The sequence below is a fragment of the Parapedobacter pyrenivorans genome, from assembly GCF_014636865.1.
Taxonomy (GTDB): Bacteria; Bacteroidota; Bacteroidia; order Sphingobacteriales; family Sphingobacteriaceae; genus Parapedobacter; species Parapedobacter pyrenivorans.
In genome coordinates this window covers 395,742-414,849 of sequence record NZ_BMER01000005.1, presented here as the reverse complement: position 1 = coordinate 414,849, position 19,108 = coordinate 395,742, and the positions used below count along the sequence as shown (strand labels likewise).

The window sequence follows — 19,108 nt, the reverse complement described above, 5'->3', positions numbered from 1 at the left end:
TTGCTTCAAAACCCCTACTTATCACCGGTTTCCAAAAAGTATTGCACACTTTATTTCGCACGTTAAAATCCGTACCTTTGCACCGAAAAATTTACCGGCTGCTTGCAAAGCAGCATGGCTGCACCACGGTAGTAAGATATCCGAATGAATACAATACATTTCCAAGAAAAATTCGAGGAGCGACACATCGGCCCAAGCGCGGATGAAGCTGCTGAAATGCTGGACGCCCTCGGTGTCCAAAACCTAGATCAGTTGATCGATGAAACAGTGCCTGCACAAATCAGGACAGCGGGTACTTTGCGCCTGCCCCAAGCCTTGGGAGAAACTGCTTATCTGCGACGGATGCGAGCCGTGGCCGACAAAAACCGGGTCTTCAAATCGTATATCGGACAAGGGTATTACGACGTCATCCTTCCCGGCGTTATCCAGCGCAATGTTTTTGAAAATCCGGGCTGGTATACCCAATATACGCCTTATCAGGCAGAGATCGCCCAAGGGCGATTGCAGGCATTGCTGAACTTCCAGACGATGGTTATAGACCTTACCGGCATGGAAATCGCCAATGCCTCGCTGCTGGATGAAGCCACAGCCGCCGCCGAAGCCATGTTTATGCAATATGGGCTCCGTAAGAACAAAGCCGCCAACACCTATTTCGTATCGGATAACGTTTTTCCGCAGACGTTGGACGTATTGCACACCAGGGCCCAGTCTTATGGTATCGAGTTGTTGATCGGTGACCTGCACGATATCCCGAGCACGGATGACATTTTTGGCGTATTGGTGCAATACCCCGCTGGAGATGGTACGATAGCTGATTATAAAAGCTTAGTGGAGCAGCTACATGCCCGCGATATCTCCGTATGTGCGGTAGCCGACTTATTGAGCTTGGTTATGCTATCTGCTCCGGGCGAATGGGGTGCTGACGTAGTGGTCGGTAGCACGCAACGCTTTGGCGTCCCCATGGGATTCGGTGGCCCCCACGCAGCGTATTTTGCCACTAAGGATGCCTACAAACGCAACATCCCCGGCCGAATTATTGGCGTCACCATTGATTCAAATGGCGACTATGCGCTACGCATGGCCTTGCAGACGCGCGAACAGCACATCCGCCGTGACAAGGCTTCTTCCAATATCTGTACTGCACAGGCACTCCTCGCCATCATGGCCGGGTTTTATGCCGCATATCATGGACCGAAGGGCTTACGGCAAATCGGCGAGCGCATACATGGCCTAACTGTGCTGCTGGACCGTGCATTACAACAACTGGGTTATGCCCAGCTCAACGATACCTACTTCGATACGCTGCGGGTAGAGCTTGGTGAACTGGCTGGCCCACTACATGCCGAAGCGCTCAATAACGATGTGAACCTTTATTATCAGGGTACGATCGCTGCTATCGCGATAGATGAAACGACCACTTACCAGGATATCGAGACCCTAGTTCGTATCTTTGCGAAACTTAAAGCCAAAACGGTCAATGATGTGGATTTAGCAGCCCTTGCAGACACCATAGCTACCTGTGTACCACAAGCCCTGCAGCGCACATCGGCCTATCTAACCCATCCGGTATTCAACAGCCACCATTCCGAGCATGAAATGCTCCGGTATATCAAATCGTTGGAAGCCAAAGACCTTTCTTTGTGCCATTCCATGATTCCACTGGGTTCGTGTACGATGAAACTTAATGCAACGACGGAAATGATTCCGGTGACGTGGCCCGAATTTGGGGGGCTGCATCCGTTCGCGCCAATTGATCAGGTGGGTGGTTATATGCAGGTCATCAATGAACTGGACAGCTGGTTGAGTGAGATTACGGGATTTACCAAAGTAAGTTTCCAACCCAATTCGGGTGCGCAGGGCGAATATGCGGGGCTGATGGTTATCCGCGCTTACCACGAAAGCCGGGGCGATACGCATCGGGATGTGGTGCTTATACCGGCGTCCGCACACGGCACCAACCCGGCATCCGCCAGTATGGCGGGCATGAAAGTGGTGGTCGTGAAATGTGATGAACGCGGCAATATCGATGTGGCAGATCTCCACGAAAAAGCAGAAACCCATGCAGCGAACCTTTCCGCGCTGATGGTCACCTACCCGTCTACTCACGGTGTCTTTGAAGAGCCCATCGTTGACATATGTCGCACCATCCATCAATATGGTGGGCAGGTTTATATGGACGGGGCCAATATGAATGCACAGGTAGGCCTTACCAGTCCGGGACTTATCGGCGCGGATGTATGTCACCTCAACCTCCATAAGACATTCTGTATCCCGCATGGCGGAGGAGGACCAGGCATGGGTCCGATTGGTGTTGCTAAGCATTTGGTACCTTTCCTACCTAACCATCAAATCGTGAGTGTAAGCGGCCCGCAGGGGATCAACGCTGTGTCGGCCGCTCCCTGGGGATCGGCGTCGATCCTGTTGATATCACATGCCTACATTGCCATGATGGGTGCCGAAGGGCTTACCAATGCTACAAAATACGCCATTCTGAACGCCAACTACATCAAAACACGGCTGGAAAACCATTACCCTATATTGTATGCTGGCGCGAATGGCCGCTGTGCGCATGAGCTGATTTTGGATTGCCGCACGTTCAAATCTGTTGGCATCGAAGTAAGCGACATCGCCAAACGGCTTATGGATTATGGTTTTCATGCGCCTACCGTTTCGTTTCCGGTAGCAGGCACCTTGATGGTAGAACCTACGGAATCGGAATCAAAAGCGGAATTGGATCGCTTTTGCGACGCGATGATCGCTATTCGCGAAGAGATCGCCGCTATTGAACAGGGGCTATCCGATCGGGCAGACAATCTGTTGAAAACTGCACCACATACCGTAGCCATGGTAAGCGCTGATACATGGGAAAAACCTTACACACGGTCCCAAGCCGCATTTCCCTTGCCTTTTGTCCGTAGCCACAAATTCTGGCCGGCAGTGGGTCGGGTTAATGATTCCCAAGGGGACCGCACACTCATCTGTGCATGTCCGCCGCTAAGTGCGTATGAAGAAATAGAGGCCTAATCGGCAGGCCATTGCAGAAAAAACCCCATTCCGGCCATAGCTGGAATGGGGACTGTACAACTCATCGTCGTACATCGTGCTTTTCCTTCGCTGGAATTATCCAGATCAGGTTCGGGGATGTAATCTCAGCCTGATAGACTCAAGCACTCCCGGCACATCTTTAGTAGTAAAAACAACAGCGGCAAAGAATGGTTTTAAAAAAATGATATATTTCCTCTATAAAAGTTACCTCTCAGTGGCAGAGAAGAGATCGATAAATCCGCTTTTATATTCAACGTGGTTATATTGCATATAAAAGCAAATTTATCTAAGTTTGACTCCTATTATATACCACCATCCATGAAAGTATTTAACATCGTATTCTTTATCCTATTTGTAATTAGTGCCGCATTGCAATATAATGATGTAGACCCCCTTCTCTGGATCGTATTGTATGGCTACGGCGCTTGGGCGTGTTTGATGGCCGCACGCGGTCGATACCTCATTTGGGCCTATGTATCGGGCATTGTGGTTTACCTCGGCTTCGTGGTGTACTACCTTGTCTTCAAACATAACGTGCTCGATTGGGCGCTTCACCATGAAGCGAAAGACCTGGTAAAATCCATGAAAGCCGACAAACCCTGGATTGAGGAAACCCGCGAGGTGTTAGGCCTGTTGATATTGATTACGGCATTGGCCGTCGACTGGTTTGTAGCGGTGCGGCGTAAGCGGGGTATCAATCGGTGAGGAGCCGCAATGTTAAGAATTTTTGAGACCCAATATCTACCTGGTTTATTTTAAACGAAAACTCACTTAAGTTATTGACCATTAGCTGAGTATTCGATATTTTGATTTTTAATTTTTTAGCTGATATTTTTTTGCCATCTTCGTTTCACGGAGAAGTTACCAACATTTTCGCGGTCATTTATTGGATATCAACTTATTAAGAATTAACGAATGGAAAAAACGAGCACGAGTGTCTGGAATAGTTGTCTGCAAATCATTAAAGATAATATTCCCGCACAAAGTTATAAGACCTGGTTCGAGCCCGTTAAAGCCGTACGATTGGAAGGTAACGTTTTGACCATTCAGGTACCCAGTTTGTTTTTTTACGAGTGGCTGGAAGAACACTATGTCGGCTTGCTGCGCAAAACGATAAAAAAGCACTTGGGAGAAAACGGTAGATTGGAATACAATATCGTCGTCGAAAAATCTTCCACGAGTAACCCATATACGACCAATATTCCTTCAAGCGGCAATGGTGCGGAGGCAAAAAGACAATCAATCCCCATTCCCGTCGCGTTGAATAAAGACATCAAAAACCCATTTGTCATTCCCGGCCTTAAAAAATTGCAGGTAGACCCCCAGCTCAATCAGCATTACACATTTGATAACTTCATCGAAGGGGAGTGTAATCGTTTGGCACGCTCGGCTGGCTTTGCGGTTGCCAGCAAACCCGGGGGCACTTCGTTCAATCCATTGATGATCTATGGCGGTGTTGGGCTTGGCAAAACACACCTCGCGCAAGCGATAGGCAATGAAATCAAACGTAACCTGCCAGACAAACTGGTTATCTATGTATCGTGCGAGAAATTCTGCCAACAATTTGTGGACTCCCTGAAAAACAACACCATCAACGACTTTGTCAATTTCTATCAGGCGATGGATGTCATCATCATGGATGATGTGCATAATTTTGCGGGGAAGGAACGGACACAAGATATCTTTTTCCATATTTTCAATCACCTGCACCAATCCAGCAAGCAAATCATCCTCACCTCAGACAAACCGCCCAAGGATTTGGCCGGATTGGAAGAACGTTTGTTAAGCCGGTTTAAATGGGGCCTTTCGGCAGATATGCAAGTGCCTGATCTGGAGACGCGCATGGCCATCCTCAAAAAGAAAATGTATTCTGATGGCATCGAGTTGCCGGATAATGTCATCGAATACGTTGCCAACCAAATAGATAACAGTGTGCGCGAATTGGAAGGGGCAATGGTTTCCTTGCTGGCACAAGCTACGCTCAACAAAAAGGAAATCGACCTCAACCTGGCCAAGTCCATGCTGAAGAACTTCATCAAGAATACACACAAGGAGATTTCCATGGATTACATCCAGAAATTGGTGTGCGATTATTTCGAAGTCCCGGTGGAGATGGTCAAATCGAAATTAAGAAAACGTGAAATCGTGCAGGCCCGGCAGATTTCGATGTACCTGGCCAAGAACCACACCAAAACGTCATTAAAATCCATTGGGGCTTTTTTTGGTGGCAGAGACCACTCAACGGTTATTTACGCCTGCCAAACCGTGGAGGATCTCATCGAAACAGACAAGAAATTTAAGGCCTACGTACAAGATATACAGAAAAAACTAAAGGCAAGCTAAGGCCAAGAGCAATATGAACTAAAAAAGGCGGACCATTATACAAATGGTCCCGCCTTTTTTAGTTCTGAGATAACCCATTATTGTCCGCCACTACCGCCGCCACGGCGGCCACCTCCTTGGCGCATGCGGTTTGCCCGCTCTTCAACCAACTTTTCGTAAGCCTCTTTTTGGCCATCATCCAGCACCGATCGGATTTTTTGATCGGTCTGCTCGCGGAGCTTGCGCATTTCGCCCATTACCTGCTGCCGGTCTCCATGCTCGTTGTCTTGAAACACCTGCCGCATCGCCTTGCTTTGCTCAAGTGAATAGGCATAAACCGAATCCTTTTGCGCTGTGGAAAGCCCCAGTTCCTTCTCCAATCGTTCACTCGTCCGTTTGGCATTTTCTTCCGGGTTACTGAAACCCCGGCCCCGCTGCTGTGCAAAAGACAACCCTACTGTTAGCAATAGCGCCGCCATCATTAAAACGTTTTTTTTCATGGTCTTAAAAATTAAGTCAATACGCAAATAAGACCAAAGAAAGCAGCTTGGGTTTAACGTCTTTTAAAGTAACAATCCGGCTACTTCCTTCCAGTTGTTTACCCGTTCGTATTCATTGACAAGTAAATTATGGGGTGAAGTGAATAGCAGCTTCCGGCCATTGAAGTGTACCAGGTTTCTCACCCGATCGTCAATAAGGATGTCCGCCGATATGATTTTATCGCCAGTAAACAGGATGTTCGTCCAAGGAATAAAAGGGAAATGCTCGCCCAACCAATCGAACTTATCCTCCAGTGAGTTCCTGAATTCCATGGCTGCGGAGACAATATAGACATTATAGTGCGCGCTTAGCGCCTTTACGGTTTCGATGGCATCCGGCATCGGCGGGATATCCCTGAAGAACCCCTTCTCGTTTGCATAGATTTTCCATTGTCCGTTCACTCCCTCTGGCAAGTTCTCATGCAGCTCTTTGCCCGGGGCTTGATGAATATCCATAGCGATACCATAGTCGCGGTTATAAAGTGTCAGAAACTTGCGGAGGGTATCTGTCAGCACCTCGTCCATATCGATTGCCAGACGCGGCTTTTCATTGTTAATCATATTGGCAAAGATAACTTTTATCCGTCATACCCTGATGCTCTGGATGACCATTTACACTAATGCCCCAAAACTCCGGTACAATAATTTAATATCAGCTCACGCAAAGCAGCGTCATCGTGGCTATCAAATTCGGCTTGAATCGGCAACATATAAACCGGTAGGTCTACCAACAGTTCCGTAAGCGCTGGAGCCAATAAACGCTGGGCGTCTTTTTCGGTAGTGACGATAAGTTTATGGGTACTATTCATTTCGCTGAATCGGCTAATGACTTTTCGAATATCAGCGACGGTATATGCATGGTGGTCGGCATAACGAAGTGGCACGACTTCACCTACTTGCGCACGGAGATAATCATATAACGGTTTAGGATTGGCGATACCCGTCAAAAGCAAAACGGAGTACCTCTTATCGAGCAAAGCCGTACCTGTGCCGCCATGCTGCAGCAGGGGTGCAAGCGAGCCATAACCAATACTCGAAAAAAAGATGGGCACACCATGCACCACGGAAAGTGCTCGACGGATACCGTCTTTTTCTGCTTCTGTTGCCGTATGTGGCGTTTTGGTGACCACCATCACGTCGGCGCGTCGACGCTCACCGAAGCCGTCGCGGTAATCGCCTGCCGGAAGCAGCCATTTTGGGCGACTCATCGCACTGAAGTCAAACAACAGGATGGAAAATCCCGGACGCAGCGCCCGATGTTGGTAGGCATCGTCCAGCACGATCGCCTCATGGCCACCTTGAATCAGCCGCTCCACGCCTTCAACCCTGTTTTCATCCACCGTCACAGTGATCTGTGGAAACTTGCGTTTGAACTGAAGCGGCTCGTCACCACATTTGGCCGCTGTATCATCGCTTCCTACCACCAAAAATCCCCGTGTCTTCCTCCCATAACCACGACTCAAGGTAGCCACTTGATAATGCCCGGAAAGCAGCCGGACAAGGTATTCGGTCATCGGGCTTTTTCCGGTACCGCCCACCGCTAGGTTGCCAACGACGATTACCGCTTTGTTAAATGCCGTAGACCGCAACCAACCCCAATCGTAAAGTCGATTACGAACCCATATAACTAAACCGTATACCAGCGAAAACGGCAATAACAGCAACCTCAAGTAAGCCATGCCCAGCAAAAGTAATTCATTTTGCGTACATTCGTCACCAAAAGCAAATGGATATATTGGTCGTAGCAGCCACCGAGGCAGAAATCCTACCGTTCCTTGGATTATCCCCGCAGCAGCGACAAGGAATTGACACGCTGGTTACCGGCGTAGGGATGGTGGCGACCGCCCTCGCGATAGGACAACGGCTGGCGTCCGCTCGCTATGACCTGCTGCTCAATGTGGGTATTGCCGGCAGCTTCGATAAATCAATCGCGCTGGGTGAAGTGGTGTGTGTGGTTCAAGACACGTTTTCGGAGCTGGGGGTCGAAGACGGAGATCAGTTTGTTAATAGCGAACTATTGGGATTGGCCCAATGTACCTTCATCAGTGATCAACGGCATACGATGCTTCATAGTCTACGCAAGTGTAGCGGGATTACCGTCAACACGGTGCATGGCAATGAAGATACCATTAATGAGGTCGTCAAACGGCTGAACCCCGACACGGAAAGTATGGAAGGCGCGGCCGTTTTCTATGCCGGCCATCATTTCGGGATACCTGTTATACAAGTGCGTGCGATTTCGAATTATGTGGAGCGACGCAACAAGGCAAATTGGCAACTTCCATTGGCTATCGATAATCTGAACCGTTGGCTTGCGGCTTTTACACCTGAATGAATAGCCCTTACATGGTTAAAACACAAAAATTTGACAGACACGAGCTCAAGAATATCAATTATTTATAGTAGGTTTGCGAGCAATATTTTTTGATACGATTTACAACTGATGAGAGAAATACAATTCAGAGAGGCGCTTCGTGAAGCCCTTAGCGAGGAAATGCGCAAAGACGAAAAGATCTTTTTGATGGGTGAAGAAGTTGCTGAGTATAATGGTGCATACAAGGTAAGTCAGGGCATGCTGGATGAGTTTGGTCCAAAGCGGGTCATTGACACCCCAATCGCCGAACTTGGTTTTGCCGGTATTGGCATCGGTGCTGCAATGAATGGGCTGAAACCCATCATCGAGTTCATGACATTCAATTTTTCATTGGTGGCCATCGACCAGGTTATTAACTCCGCGGCCAAAATGTATTCGATGAGTGGCGGTCAGTTCCCCATCCCCATCGTATTCCGTGGTCCTACGGGTAATGCGGGACAGCTCGGCGCCCAGCACTCCCAGAACTTCGAGAATTGGTATGCCAATACACCGGGGCTAAAGGTGGTGGTTCCTGCCAACCCTTATGACGCGAAGGGCCTGTTGAAGCAGTCCATCATCGATCCGGACCCGGTGATTTTCATGGAGTCTGAAGTCATGTACGGCGATAAGGGCGAAGTGCCCGAAGAAGAATATTACCTCGAACTGGGCAAGGCCCATACCGTGAAAACGGGCAACGATGTTACCGTGGTGACATTCGGCAAAATGCTGCCCCGCGTTGTGCAGCCTGCTGTGGAAGAACTGACTAAGGAAGGAATTGATGTAGAACTGATTAATCTACGCACGGTACGCCCGATCGACTACAACGCGATTGTCGAATCGGTCAAAAAGACAAACCGGTTAGTAATCGTGGAAGAAGCGTGGCCATTGGCATCCATTTCTTCCGAGATTGCGTATAAGGTACAACGCGACGCTTTTGATTACCTAGACGCACCGGTTGTTCGCATCACAGCCGCCGATGTACCCCTACCCTATGCGCCTACCCTCCTGAATGTGGCGTTACCCAATGTCGAACGGGTGGTTAAAGCGGTAAAGGAAGTGATGTACGTCAAGAAATAGTCAGGCAAAATAGTTAATTTTCATAAACAAATAAGCCCGCCTTTCAAACAAAGGGTGGGCTTATTTGTTTATGAATTTGTTCCGGACTTAGTAAAGTTTGCTAATGTAAACTGAAAGGAGGTTAATTCTATGAATCTCATCGAAAAAATAGAGTATTGGGGCGACACACACCATCCCCGTTGGTTAGATTTCCTTCGCATCGTTTTAGGTATTGTCATTTTCCTCAAGGGAGGAACCTTCCTCGCAGATACGGAATCGCTGAGGCAGCTGATTGAAGTAAGTAACCTCCGGATCTATACTTGGGGGGCTGTGCACTATGTTGCGTTTTCTCATCTGGTAGGCGGCATCCTCATTGCCATCGGCCTGGTTACCCGTGTGGCGGTTGCCTTCCAACTGCCCATTTTATTCGGCGCCGTCTTTTTCGTAAACATCACACGGGGGCTTACCGTCCTCAATTCGGAGTTATGGATATCCATTGTGGTGCTTATTTTGCTCCTGGTTTTCTTTATTGTGGGGTCGGGGCCGTATTCACTGGATCACCAGCTACGCACGAGGAAAGGCTAAACAAGGCATTCCCCATTTGCATTTCCCCGCAACTTTGGCTAAATTTGCTCGACTTATTTTGGACATGAACGAACAAACAAAGGCCATCCGCGAACAGGCCGACCGCTCTTCCTACCGGGAACATGCGGCTCCCCTCTACCTTACATCCAGCTTTATTTTTGACAATGCCGAACAAAGCCGGGCCATATTTGCCGAAGAAGAGCAGGGAAATGTGTACTCGCGATATTCTAATCCGAATACCACGGAATTCATCAATAAGGTTTGTGCCATGGAAGGCGCCGAGGCTGGATTAGCTTTTTCCTCAGGCATGGCAGCGGTCTTTGCGTCGTTCGCGGCGTTGCTCAAAAGTGGAGACCATATTGTCTCTTGCCGAGCGGTATTTGGCTCTACCCACCAGCTCTTCACCAAGTTGTTGCCGCGCTGGGGCATCACCACCACCTATGTCGACGCTTCCAAGCCTGAAGACTGGGAACGTGCTATACAACCCAATACACGGATGATTTTTCTGGAAACCCCCTCCAATCCCGGATTGGAATTGGTGGATTTGGAATGGTTGGGAAAATTCAAGGAAAAATACCCCGAGATCATTCTCAATGTTGATAATTGTTTTGCAACCCCCTACCTGCAGAAGCCTATCGAATATGGGTTTGACCTCGTCAGCCACTCAGCAACGAAGTACATGGATGGCCAAGGACGTGTACTGGGGGGAATCGTTGTGGGCAAGAAGGCGCTGATTGACGAGTTGATGTTCTTTATCCGCCATACGGGGCCTTCATTGTCGCCCTTCAATGCATGGATACTTTCCAAAAGCCTCGAAACGCTGGGTTTGAGGATGGATCGCCATTGCAGCAATGCATTGGCTGTAGCTAAAGTGCTGGAGCGTCATCCAGAAGTGGAGGAAGTACGCTATCCATTCCTTCCTTCGCATCCACAATACGCACTTGCAAAAAAGCAGATGAAGGCAGGCGGCGGCGTCGTTACGTTTGTCGTTAAAGGGGGGTATGACCGAGCCAAGCGATTCCTCGATGCGCTGAAGATGATGTGTATTACGTCCAACCTCGGTGATTCCCGTAGTATCGCTACACACCCTACCTCCACCACCCACTCCAAGCTGACGGAGGAAGAACGCCTACAGCTGGGTATACGCCCAGGTAGCATCAGGATATCCGTAGGGCTCGAAGATATCACCGATATCATCGGCGACCTCGAACAGGCATTAACGAACAGCTAGGTAGATTATGAAAATAACATTAAACAGAGTTAACGACGCCGTCCATTTTGAAGGGTCCAGCAATACCACGGATGTAAAAGTGCACATTGATGGCTCCCCCAACATCGGCGGTGAGGGCCTGGGTACCCGCCCCATGGAATTGGTACTGATGGCGCTCGGTTCGTGCAGTGCGTTGGACTTGGTGAGTATTCTCAAAAAACAACGCCAGCAAATCGATGACATTAAAATCGATGTGGAAGGCCAGCGACGGGAGGATATTCCCCAGGTTTTCACGGCCATTCATATTTCGTTCTCCCTCAGCGGTGCTATAGACCAGGTGAAAGCCGAGAAGGCAGCGGAACTTGCCGTAAAGAAATACTGCTCCGTGCATGACATGCTGGCCGCAGGGGGCATTGACATCACTTACGACATCCAGATCCGCTGATATTTCCAGATCATTAAGGAATCTGACGTCATATAAAACCAGACTTTCATTCAGTTGTTCTACCAAGTAACGAACTTAATCTAGTTCAATGCGTGTTTAAACAACGGTGTCTATCTTTGCATCAAACAAAATAGAAAAGAAATTATGGCAACGACATGGAAATTAGATCCTACCCATTCAGAGGTAGCATTCAAGGTAAAACATTTAGTCATCACTACGGTTACCGGTTACTTTCGCTCCTTCGATGGAACGGTTGTGACGGAAAATGAAGATGACTTCAGCACCGGCAAAATCGATTTCACCATTGATACATCCAGCATCGACACCAACCAGTCGCAACGCGATGAACACCTCAAATCGGCTGATTTCTTCAATGCCGCCCAACATCCCCAAATCGTGTTTAAGTCAACATCCATTGAAGAAAAAGGAGATGATGAATTCCTATTAATTGGCGATTTGACCATTGGCGAAACCACAAAACCCGTAAAGTTTAATGTGGAATTTGGCGGCACGGTTACGGACCCTTATGGCAATTTCAAAGCTGGTTTCGAAGTAACAGGCAAAATAAGCCGTAAGGAATTTGGCCTTACGTGGAGCGCGGTTACCGAAGCAGGGGCAGTAGTGGTGAGCGACGACGTGAAGTTACAGGCAAGCGTTCAGTTCGTAAAACAATAATTGACGGGGGTTATTACCCCCTAATTTTATCCTTTTTACGCCATACCCGTTCGGCCCAACGACCAATGTACCAAAAGGACACGGCCAGTAACAGGAAGAAAATGGCCCTATTGACGTTGTCCCACAGGTATTCAAAAAATCGCGTATAAATATTGATGACCAAAAAGACAATACCGAACTCCCTCGCTATATTGTCATGCTTTTTTAGCCCATACCAGGCAAATCCCAATGACACGGCAGTGGATAATAATCCCCAATAGAAAATGTGCCATTGGCGCACCTGCGCCCATTTGTCCATATCACTGTAATTGCCAAAAATGGACAACAGCCACAAAGCAACCATTAGGTAAGTGAGCCCGATCAGGTAACTGAGCTGTCGGAAATGCGAGATTGGCTTAATGTGATGTTGCCAAAACAGTGCGAAGGCGGTGAGTAACGCACCGAAAAGTGTAAACCGTAATGGGTAATTCATACCCCAGAAACGAAATCCCCAGTTGCTGTGATATGCCGTCTCCGTGGCGAACCATATTCCAAAACTAACCAACGTGAACACCCAGATAAGCTTTGATGATAGTTTCACGGACAAGATACCGTATATCAATACGGAAGCAAGAAACAGCAGCGAAAAGTGCCCCGATCCCTTATCAATGATCTTGCCGAGGTAACCGATGAACGCAGCTGTCGCAAAAACACCCAAGGTCATCAATGCTTCGTTGCTGAAGGTCTTTTCGGGATGATTGCGCTTGTTCCGGAATCCCCAACTATAAAACACGATGGCCAATACCAGGCAAAAAATACAGATCACCGTATCAGGCGTGTCGTATAGCCGCTTAATCCAGCGAAGTACCATGTCATCTGCAAACAGTGAAAGGAACGCCAGTATTACACAGGAAAGTGCTATCCAGAATGCATATTGTGCCAACCGCTTCCAATCGAATCCCTTCACCTCATAAGATTCGCCCAATCGCGTGGCCAGCGCTTCGTCGATCATGCCCTGTTCCTGCCAATGACTGATCGCGTCATCCAATGCCTCTTTATCCTGCCTGCTAATGTCTAGTTTTTTCACAAAAAGCGCTTTTCAAAGGCTAAGATAGCAATAATCCGGACATGCAATGCTCCACTATAACAGGCTCAACAGCTTCAGGCGGATTTCCAGCAATTCGTCATCGCGCCGGATGATCAACTTCACCTGCTTCCTTGCAGATGTCAACGCTTTCTTATACTGCGTAAAATCCTGGCCGGCGTTGTTATCGATGGCAATCACTACATCGCCCGCCGTGAGACCAGCAGTATCCGCAGGCGACCCATCGACGACGGAACCGATAACAATCAACCCGTCAATGTGATATAATTCCATCCCCGAATACGAATATTCAAACGGTTCCCTAAAAAGCGAATTCGGCTTCATATAAATCTCTCTTCTTCCATAATTGATGATCAGGTTGAACCGTTTCAGGATTTGATTGCCGATAATCCCCCCTAAATAGGGATAGGAGGTCACATTGAATTCATCCTCAAATACCATCGTCGGCACCTTTCGGAAACGGTAGGGCCCCAATCGGAAATCCTTTACCAATGTCATTTCCATGTTCAATTTTCCACCCACACCGTGGGCCTCTACGGGAAATCGCTTACGCTTCTTGCGCACGACCGAGCTATCTTGCTCAAAGTCTTCCGACAATACCAGTGACAACCCCGCTCCGATATCAACAAGAAATCGGGAAGTAACCTTACGATGGTCTTTTATCCTTGCCGAGTGCACCGGTAGCGTGCGGATAAACGGCCTAAGCAGGTGCCCGCCCCGGGGGTATTTGATGGGTCCTTGCGAACAAATCTCAATTTCATTTATATCATAATCTACTTTCAGGATGTAACGACTTAACAGTGAATAGCCAATCACACCATCAATCCGGGTTCCATAGACATAAGATAAAAACTCATAATCATTGATGTGAAAGTTGAGGCTATCTACGACGAGTTCGTTCAGCTTTAACTTTTTATTGTATAGAAATTCGGCTTTCCGCACACCTGCGATCCCACGGATATTAATTTCCGATTCTTCCGGTTCTAGGTTTAATAAGCTAGCAGTAGTTGAATCCAATGAAATGCCACTACTTCCAGTATCCAAGATAAACGTGAGCGTATCGGCATGGCCTAGAAGCAGACCCTTTATGAGTACCACGCTTTCTGCGGCAAGTGAAAAGGGTACCACGGTAAGGGTTTGGGACGGAGGCGAAATATACTCTTCCTGAGCATTTGCATGCTGTGCCGAAAATAAGCCGGCCACCGATAACACGATTATAATTGGTAAGGCCTTCATGGTAGCGCCTTTAAATTAGTGTTAATCAAATATACGGTTATTCTGTTGGATACACGAGCCGTCTTAAAAAAACCGGCCACTTTGCATCTATGAGCGCCGAGTGCGTTTCCGAGTGTCGGCGGCAATCCGTATCTTCATCCCCGAAATAATAAGCATTCAATGACCGAGCACAATGCGTTTCCGGAGGGCCTCCAACGCCATGGGGCAAACCATCCGGCTACATCTTTAATCCTTTTGCTGGCTCTGGTATTTGCTGGATCCATTTTGTTCGGAATGATTTCCGTATTCATTGGATTGGTTGCGACGGGAGATCTCTCAGAGACCGGAGCCCTGGAAAGCCTGCTGGCGGGGAACGCATCATCCAGTACCGATTTCATAAAAATCGTTCAGGCGGGGTCGAGCATCGGCATGTTTGTCTTGCCTGCCCTGCTTTTGGGTATTATCGAAAAGCGGCGTTATACGTATCTCGATTTCAGTACCCCCGCGTCGCCTTTGCTCTGGTTCATGGTTGTAGCCATCATGTTTTTTGCAGCCCCTATTTTTGAACAGGCCATCAAGCTCAACGAAAAATTGGTACTCCCCGAAGCGCTTTCGAATTTGGAGGCTTGGATGAAAACCAAGGAAGCAGAGCTCGAAAGATTGACTAATTTACTGCTTTCCGATGCTACTTATTGGGGGTTATTTGTTAACCTGCTGGTGATTGCAGTCATACCCGCCATTGGTGAGGAGTTTCTTTTCCGGGGCTGTCTGCAGGGTATTTTAGTCCGCTGGCTAAAAAATCCACATGTGGCCATTTGGCTCACGGCTTTTATTTTCAGTGCAATCCACCTGCAATTTTACGGCTTCTTACCCCGCATGTTGCTTGGCGCGCTATTCGGCTATCTCCTGTTATGGGGCAAAAGTATCTGGCTGCCCGTATTGGCACACTTTGTCAATAATGCCGCTGCTACCCTATCCGCTTTCTATCTTCAACGACAGGGGAAATCGTTGGATGAGATGGACTTCGGGGATCAAATCCCTCCTTATCTTTATTTTCTTAGTTTTGCGCTCACGGCAATGTTATTATACCAGTTCCACAAGATAGCCGCGACAGAAAACAGACGACACCATGGAAAAACATTGGGTTAAAATATTCAGCACCGCCAACCCTGTACAAGCGGAACTCAGTAAACAAATGCTTGAAGAACACGGCGTTGTTTCGGTAATCATCAATAAGCAAGATTCATCCTACCGGTTTGGGCAGCTGGAATTGTATGTCCATGAATCGGAGGCAGTTTTTGCCCGAGGCTTGATAACGGAAATGGAAACCGGTGATGAAGAAGCTTAGCCGACCATGAGAGTACGAGCCATCACAGCCCTCTTTTTTGTCATTATTGTGGTAGCTTCCATGTTATTGGGGGTCTACGTATTTTCCGCTTTTTTTATCCTATTGAGCGCTTTTTGTCTTAGCGAGTTTTATCGGATCATCGCCGATGAGACGGGTCAGCCAAGCCGACTTCTAGGACTCCTACTCGGGATTCTGGCGTTCGGATTGTTCGTGGGGCACAGCTTGGGGCTGCTCACCTCAGATTATCTACTGTTTACCACACCCTTCATAGCTGCGGTATTTATAGCACCACTTTACCAAAAACAAAACAAACCATTTATCAGTATTGCATATACCTTGCTTGGCATCGTGTATGTGATTTTACCGTTTGTATCTTTTTTTGCATTATCCTTTACAACGGGTACTTACGATTACCGCTTCCCATTGGGCTTCATGCTCATCTTATGGGGTAATGATACGGGTGCTTACCTCATAGGGAGGTTTTTTGGCAAGCGACGCTTGTTTGAGCGTATTTCGCCAAAAAAAACATGGGAAGGCCTGATAGGCGGCGTGCTACTTGCCGTAATTACGGCCCAGGTATTAGCCCACTACTTCCCGGTATTGACCAACTGGCAATGGGCCGGCGTAGCATTAGTTGTCTCTATATTCGGTACGTATGGTGACCTGGTCGAATCCATGCTCAAGCGCAGTCAGCAGGTAAAGGATTCCGGTGCGGTATTACCCGGCCATGGAGGGTTGCTCGATCGCTTCGATGGGTTATTACTTGCCGCTCCGGCGGTACTGGCTTTTCTCAAAATCGTACTCTAACTGACTATCAAACACAAACTATGCAGCTGAACATACATCCCGACACCTTTGGCTTCCTTACAGCAATCAAGGAAAATAATGATAGAGACTGGTTTCAGGAACACCGGGAAGCATATGACCGCGCCTGGCAAAACATCAAAGACTTTACCGAAGGATTGATCAAGGGCCTTGCCCAATCCGATCGATACATTTCCGAAGATATTCCGGTATCAAAATGTGTTTTCCGAATCTACCGGGATACGCGTTTCAGCAAAGACAAAACACCCTACAAAACATGGCTGGGCGCCGGAATCTCCACCGCCGGCCGTAAGCTGAATGGTCCGGAATACTACATACATATCCAACCGGGCAATAGCTTCGCAGCCGGTGGCTATTGGCGCCCCGAAAAAGAACACCTGGCAGCCATCCGACAAGAAATCGACTACAACGGGGGCCGTCTATTGGAACTTTTGGATGATCCTGCATTCAGCGGACATTGTCAATTGGATACGCAGGATAAGTTGAAAAGGCCCTCTTCGGGCTTTACCGAAGACAATCCTTATATTGAATTGCTCAAACTAAAAAGCTTCACCGTCTTTAAGCCGTTGTCAGACGCCGAACTGTCGAATGCAGATGGATTAGACCGTGTTCTCGATGCATTCCGTAGGATGTACGGCTTTAAATTATTCCTACACGAAGCCCTTGGCGGGGACTGAACCCTATTTCGGAAAGCTAATTTTTCCCATGCATACCGCTGGCGCATTCATAACGGCCGAAGCATCGGCCGCTTTTCCAGCTACGGTTTCATTGGCCAACAACGCGAAGAGCGCTGCTTCCTTCGCATCGGGTAAGAGACCCAGTTCATCAAAAGAAGATACCCGGACACCGGCCAAGCCATCTCTTATCCTGTCCAGCAGCAAGGGATTATGCAATCCGCCACCGCTTACATAAACCTGTAGGTTTTCGTATTGCCCCGTAGCACGCTGGATTGATGCAACAATAGCCGATGCGGAAAACGCACTTAACGTAGCCATCACATCATTTTCAGCTAAGCCTTCCGTCCCGGTAGCCTGCTGGGCATCAGCGAGGTATTGCAGGTTGAACAGCTCCGGTCCTGTAGTCTTGGGAAAAGGTAAGGCAAAAAAATCATGGTTAAGCAACGCCCGTAGTAATACCTCGCTAATCGTGCCTGTTGCCGCTACACGGGCATCGCGATCCATTTCCATCCCCAGTTTTGCCTGCATGTATTGGTCCATCAGCGTATTTCCTGGTCCAACATCCGTTGCAAAACAGGGACGGCCACTATCGATGGCCGGAAGGAAGGTAAAGTTGGCGATACCACCGATATTGAGCAGTACACGCGTTTCCTGTTCACTAGCAAACAGCAAGTAGTCGCCATAAGCCGCCAATGGCGCACCCTCCCCCCCTGCGGCAATGTGTTTTTGCCGGAAATCGGAGATGGTGATAATGCCTGTTGCAACAGCCAGGTGATCACCATCGCCTATCTGTAGTGTACTATTCGGATAATCGTAATTTCCCGTCAGTGATTGCGGAGCATGGAAAACCGTTTGCCCATGACTGGCGATTAGGTCAATTTCAGCATTGGATACGCCCCACTGAACCAATGTCTCATTGACCAGTGTACCATGAACCTGTCCAATCAGTGCATGGAGCCCACAAAGTAGCTGCTGATCAATGGTTCGCTTGGAGAAAACACTCCGGATTTTGTTTCGGAACGTGTGGGAATAGGCCCTCGTTTCAAACCGGAGCATCTCCAATACCGTATTGCGGCCACTACCCGCGAGGCGGCAGAGTGCGATATCCAATCCGTCTAAGGATGTGCCGGACATCAAACCGACAATCAACCGATGATCCTGCCGTGCAATGGTATACAGTTTTTCAACGTATTCATTCATAATGCCCTAAAGATATGCATTTTGCCGTTTCGGGTTATAATCCTATTTTTGGGGAGAATTTCAGGCCTGCAATGGCGTTTGGTTATGGGATGCCGGCAGGTAAGTATACATGAATGAATTAGGTAACGTAAATCGGATTTAAATGACATTCCCTGCAGATTTAAAGTACACGAAAGATCACGAATGGATCCGTGTAGAAGGCGAAGAAGCAATTATCGGCATCACGGATTTTGCGCAGCGCGAGCTGGGTGATATTGTATTCATCGATATCAATACTGTCGGCGACGAGGTCTCGCAGGACGACGTATTTGGCACGGTAGAAGCGGTAAAAACCGTATCCGACTTGTTTATGCCTATAACAGCCACCGTATTGTCTGTAAACGAAAAAATAGACAGCTCTCCGGAATTGGTTAATCAAGACCCGTATGGCGAGGGATGGTTAGTGCGGGTAAAACTGAATAACGCTGCAGACGTAGAAGGATTACTTTCTGCAACGGATTACGAGGCACAGGTAGGTGCATAGCTCAAT

20 protein-coding genes and 1 riboswitch are annotated in these 19,108 nt (G+C 48.2%); of the genes, 14 read left to right on the top strand and 6 right to left on the bottom strand.

Going from position 1 to position 19,108, the window contains the following annotated elements; all coding sequences use genetic code 11:
* Nucleotides 1-144: 144 nt before the first annotated feature.
* From gcvP to dnaA, 3 genes are all read left to right on the top strand, one after another.
* Entirely contained in the window at nt 145-3,024 is a 2,880-nt protein-coding gene (gene gcvP / locus IEV98_RS20920) for an aminomethyl-transferring glycine dehydrogenase (protein ID WP_188507979.1), read from the top strand.
* Nucleotides 3,025-3,088: 64 nt separating this feature from the next.
* Nucleotides 3,089-3,185: riboswitch (TPP riboswitch) on the bottom strand.
* Between the two features lie 178 nt (nt 3,186-3,363).
* Nucleotides 3,364-3,750, top strand: a complete 387-nt coding sequence (locus tag IEV98_RS20915; protein ID WP_188507978.1) for a transmembrane 220 family protein — start codon at nt 3,364-3,366, stop codon at nt 3,748-3,750.
* Nucleotides 3,751-3,960: 210 nt separating this feature from the next.
* Nucleotides 3,961-5,388 (top strand): chromosomal replication initiator protein DnaA, encoded by a 1,428-nt coding sequence (dnaA, locus tag IEV98_RS20910; RefSeq protein WP_188507977.1) that lies wholly within the window; start codon nt 3,961-3,963, stop codon nt 5,386-5,388.
* Between the two features lie 77 nt (nt 5,389-5,465).
* Here the strand turns inward: dnaA and IEV98_RS20905 are convergent, their stop codons facing one another.
* From IEV98_RS20905 to lpxK, 3 genes are all read right to left on the bottom strand, one after another.
* On the bottom strand, nt 5,466-5,867 hold the full coding sequence (locus IEV98_RS20905) for a DUF4890 domain-containing protein (protein WP_188507976.1): 402 nt from the start codon (nt 5,865-5,867) through the stop codon (nt 5,466-5,468).
* 63 nt (nt 5,868-5,930) lie between these two features.
* Nucleotides 5,931-6,467 (bottom strand): 5' nucleotidase, NT5C type, encoded by a 537-nt coding sequence (locus tag IEV98_RS20900; RefSeq protein WP_229738888.1) that lies wholly within the window; start codon nt 6,465-6,467, stop codon nt 5,931-5,933.
* Between the two features lie 56 nt (nt 6,468-6,523).
* Nucleotides 6,524-7,585, bottom strand: coding sequence for a tetraacyldisaccharide 4'-kinase (lpxK, locus tag IEV98_RS20895; protein WP_188507975.1), 1,062 nt, complete (start codon nt 7,583-7,585; stop codon nt 6,524-6,526).
* A gap of 47 nt (nt 7,586-7,632) precedes the next feature.
* Here lpxK and mqnB point away from each other — a divergent pair, with 47 nt between their 5' ends.
* The 6 genes from mqnB to IEV98_RS20865 all read left to right on the top strand — a co-directional run bounded on the left by mqnB (nt 7,633) and on the right by IEV98_RS20865 (nt 12,230).
* Nucleotides 7,633-8,241: a futalosine hydrolase gene (gene mqnB / locus IEV98_RS20890; RefSeq protein ID WP_188507974.1), complete on the top strand. Its 609-nt coding sequence runs from the start codon at nt 7,633-7,635 to the stop codon at nt 8,239-8,241.
* 108 nt (nt 8,242-8,349) lie between these two features.
* Complete coding sequence (locus IEV98_RS20885) at nt 8,350-9,336, top strand: pyruvate dehydrogenase complex E1 component subunit beta (RefSeq protein WP_188507973.1); 987 nt, start codon at nt 8,350-8,352, stop codon at nt 9,334-9,336.
* Nucleotides 9,337-9,465: 129 nt separating this feature from the next.
* Nucleotides 9,466-9,900, top strand: a complete 435-nt coding sequence (locus IEV98_RS20880) for a DoxX family protein (protein WP_188507972.1) — start codon at nt 9,466-9,468, stop codon at nt 9,898-9,900.
* A 64-nt stretch (nt 9,901-9,964) separates the two neighbouring features.
* Nucleotides 9,965-11,131 (top strand): trans-sulfuration enzyme family protein, encoded by a 1,167-nt coding sequence (locus tag IEV98_RS20875; protein WP_188507971.1) that lies wholly within the window; start codon nt 9,965-9,967, stop codon nt 11,129-11,131.
* 7 nt (nt 11,132-11,138) lie between these two features.
* Entirely contained in the window at nt 11,139-11,555 is a 417-nt protein-coding gene (locus tag IEV98_RS20870; RefSeq protein WP_188507970.1) for an OsmC family protein, read from the top strand.
* A gap of 144 nt (nt 11,556-11,699) precedes the next feature.
* Complete coding sequence (locus IEV98_RS20865) at nt 11,700-12,230, top strand: YceI family protein (RefSeq protein WP_188507969.1); 531 nt, start codon at nt 11,700-11,702, stop codon at nt 12,228-12,230.
* A gap of 13 nt (nt 12,231-12,243) precedes the next feature.
* On the opposite strand, the gene IEV98_RS20860 is transcribed toward IEV98_RS20865, so the two are convergent.
* Together IEV98_RS20860 and IEV98_RS20855 are read right to left on the bottom strand one after the other, a co-directional pair.
* Nucleotides 12,244-13,296 carry a DUF2157 domain-containing protein gene (locus IEV98_RS20860; protein WP_188507968.1) on the bottom strand — a complete coding sequence of 351 codons (1,053 nt, stop codon included), beginning with the start codon at nt 13,294-13,296 and terminating at the stop codon, nt 12,244-12,246.
* A 54-nt stretch (nt 13,297-13,350) separates the two neighbouring features.
* Nucleotides 13,351-14,550, bottom strand: a complete 1,200-nt coding sequence (locus tag IEV98_RS20855) for a pepsin/retropepsin-like aspartic protease family protein (protein WP_188507967.1) — start codon at nt 14,548-14,550, stop codon at nt 13,351-13,353.
* 159 nt (nt 14,551-14,709) lie between these two features.
* On the opposite strand from IEV98_RS20855, the gene IEV98_RS20850 reads away from it, so the two are divergent.
* From IEV98_RS20850 to IEV98_RS20835, 4 genes are read left to right on the top strand one after another with little or no spacing between them, the layout of a single operon-like run.
* Nucleotides 14,710-15,678 (top strand): CPBP family intramembrane glutamic endopeptidase, encoded by a 969-nt coding sequence (locus tag IEV98_RS20850; RefSeq protein ID WP_188507966.1) that lies wholly within the window; start codon nt 14,710-14,712, stop codon nt 15,676-15,678.
* The gene (locus IEV98_RS20845) at nt 15,659-15,877 is read left to right on the top strand and encodes a putative signal transducing protein (RefSeq protein ID WP_188507965.1); all 219 of its coding nucleotides are present in this window, start codon (nt 15,659-15,661) and stop codon (nt 15,875-15,877) included. Before IEV98_RS20850 ends, IEV98_RS20845 begins: the two co-directional genes overlap by 20 nt.
* 6 nt (nt 15,878-15,883) lie before the next feature.
* Entirely contained in the window at nt 15,884-16,684 is an 801-nt protein-coding gene (locus IEV98_RS20840; protein WP_188507964.1) for a phosphatidate cytidylyltransferase, read from the top strand.
* A gap of 20 nt (nt 16,685-16,704) precedes the next feature.
* Nucleotides 16,705-17,379 (top strand): DUF2461 domain-containing protein, encoded by a 675-nt coding sequence (locus IEV98_RS20835; RefSeq protein WP_229738887.1) that lies wholly within the window; start codon nt 16,705-16,707, stop codon nt 17,377-17,379.
* 3 nt (nt 17,380-17,382) lie between these two features.
* On the opposite strand, the gene IEV98_RS20830 is transcribed toward IEV98_RS20835, so the two are convergent.
* Nucleotides 17,383-18,579: an anhydro-N-acetylmuramic acid kinase gene (locus IEV98_RS20830; protein WP_188507963.1), complete on the bottom strand. Its 1,197-nt coding sequence runs from the start codon at nt 18,577-18,579 to the stop codon at nt 17,383-17,385.
* 142 nt (nt 18,580-18,721) lie between these two features.
* Here IEV98_RS20830 and gcvH point away from each other — a divergent pair, with 142 nt between their 5' ends.
* Nucleotides 18,722-19,102 (top strand): glycine cleavage system protein GcvH, encoded by a 381-nt coding sequence (gene gcvH, locus IEV98_RS20825; RefSeq protein WP_188507962.1) that lies wholly within the window; start codon nt 18,722-18,724, stop codon nt 19,100-19,102.
* Nucleotides 19,103-19,108 lie beyond the last annotated feature (6 nt).

Bases quoted from the DNA above. Each gene is read 5' to 3' on its own strand.
- gcvP (WP_188507979.1), top strand. From the start codon at position 145: ATGAATACAATACATTTCCAAGAAAAATTCGAGGAGCGACACATCGGC.
- IEV98_RS20915 (WP_188507978.1), top strand. From the start codon at position 3,364: ATGAAAGTATTTAACATCGTATTCTTTATCCTATTTGTAATTAGTGCC.
- dnaA (WP_188507977.1), top strand. From the start codon at position 3,961: ATGGAAAAAACGAGCACGAGTGTCTGGAATAGTTGTCTGCAAATCATT.
- IEV98_RS20905 (WP_188507976.1), bottom strand. From the start codon at position 5,867: ATGAAAAAAAACGTTTTAATGATGGCGGCGCTATTGCTAACAGTAGGG.
- IEV98_RS20900 (WP_229738888.1), bottom strand. From the start codon at position 6,467: ATGATTAACAATGAAAAGCCGCGTCTGGCAATCGATATGGACGAGGTG.
- lpxK (WP_188507975.1), bottom strand. From the start codon at position 7,585: ATGGCTTACTTGAGGTTGCTGTTATTGCCGTTTTCGCTGGTATACGGT.
- mqnB (WP_188507974.1), top strand. From the start codon at position 7,633: ATGGATATATTGGTCGTAGCAGCCACCGAGGCAGAAATCCTACCGTTC.
- IEV98_RS20885 (WP_188507973.1), top strand. From the start codon at position 8,350: ATGAGAGAAATACAATTCAGAGAGGCGCTTCGTGAAGCCCTTAGCGAG.
- IEV98_RS20880 (WP_188507972.1), top strand. From the start codon at position 9,466: ATGAATCTCATCGAAAAAATAGAGTATTGGGGCGACACACACCATCCC.
- IEV98_RS20875 (WP_188507971.1), top strand. From the start codon at position 9,965: ATGAACGAACAAACAAAGGCCATCCGCGAACAGGCCGACCGCTCTTCC.
- IEV98_RS20870 (WP_188507970.1), top strand. From the start codon at position 11,139: ATGAAAATAACATTAAACAGAGTTAACGACGCCGTCCATTTTGAAGGG.
- IEV98_RS20865 (WP_188507969.1), top strand. From the start codon at position 11,700: ATGGCAACGACATGGAAATTAGATCCTACCCATTCAGAGGTAGCATTC.
- IEV98_RS20855 (WP_188507967.1), bottom strand. From the start codon at position 14,550: ATGAAGGCCTTACCAATTATAATCGTGTTATCGGTGGCCGGCTTATTT.
- IEV98_RS20850 (WP_188507966.1), top strand. From the start codon at position 14,710: ATGACCGAGCACAATGCGTTTCCGGAGGGCCTCCAACGCCATGGGGCA.
- IEV98_RS20845 (WP_188507965.1), top strand. From the start codon at position 15,659: ATGGAAAAACATTGGGTTAAAATATTCAGCACCGCCAACCCTGTACAA.
- IEV98_RS20840 (WP_188507964.1), top strand. From the start codon at position 15,884: ATGAGAGTACGAGCCATCACAGCCCTCTTTTTTGTCATTATTGTGGTA.
- IEV98_RS20835 (WP_229738887.1), top strand. From the start codon at position 16,705: ATGCAGCTGAACATACATCCCGACACCTTTGGCTTCCTTACAGCAATC.
- IEV98_RS20830 (WP_188507963.1), bottom strand. From the start codon at position 18,579: ATGAATGAATACGTTGAAAAACTGTATACCATTGCACGGCAGGATCAT.
- gcvH (WP_188507962.1), top strand. From the start codon at position 18,722: ATGACATTCCCTGCAGATTTAAAGTACACGAAAGATCACGAATGGATC.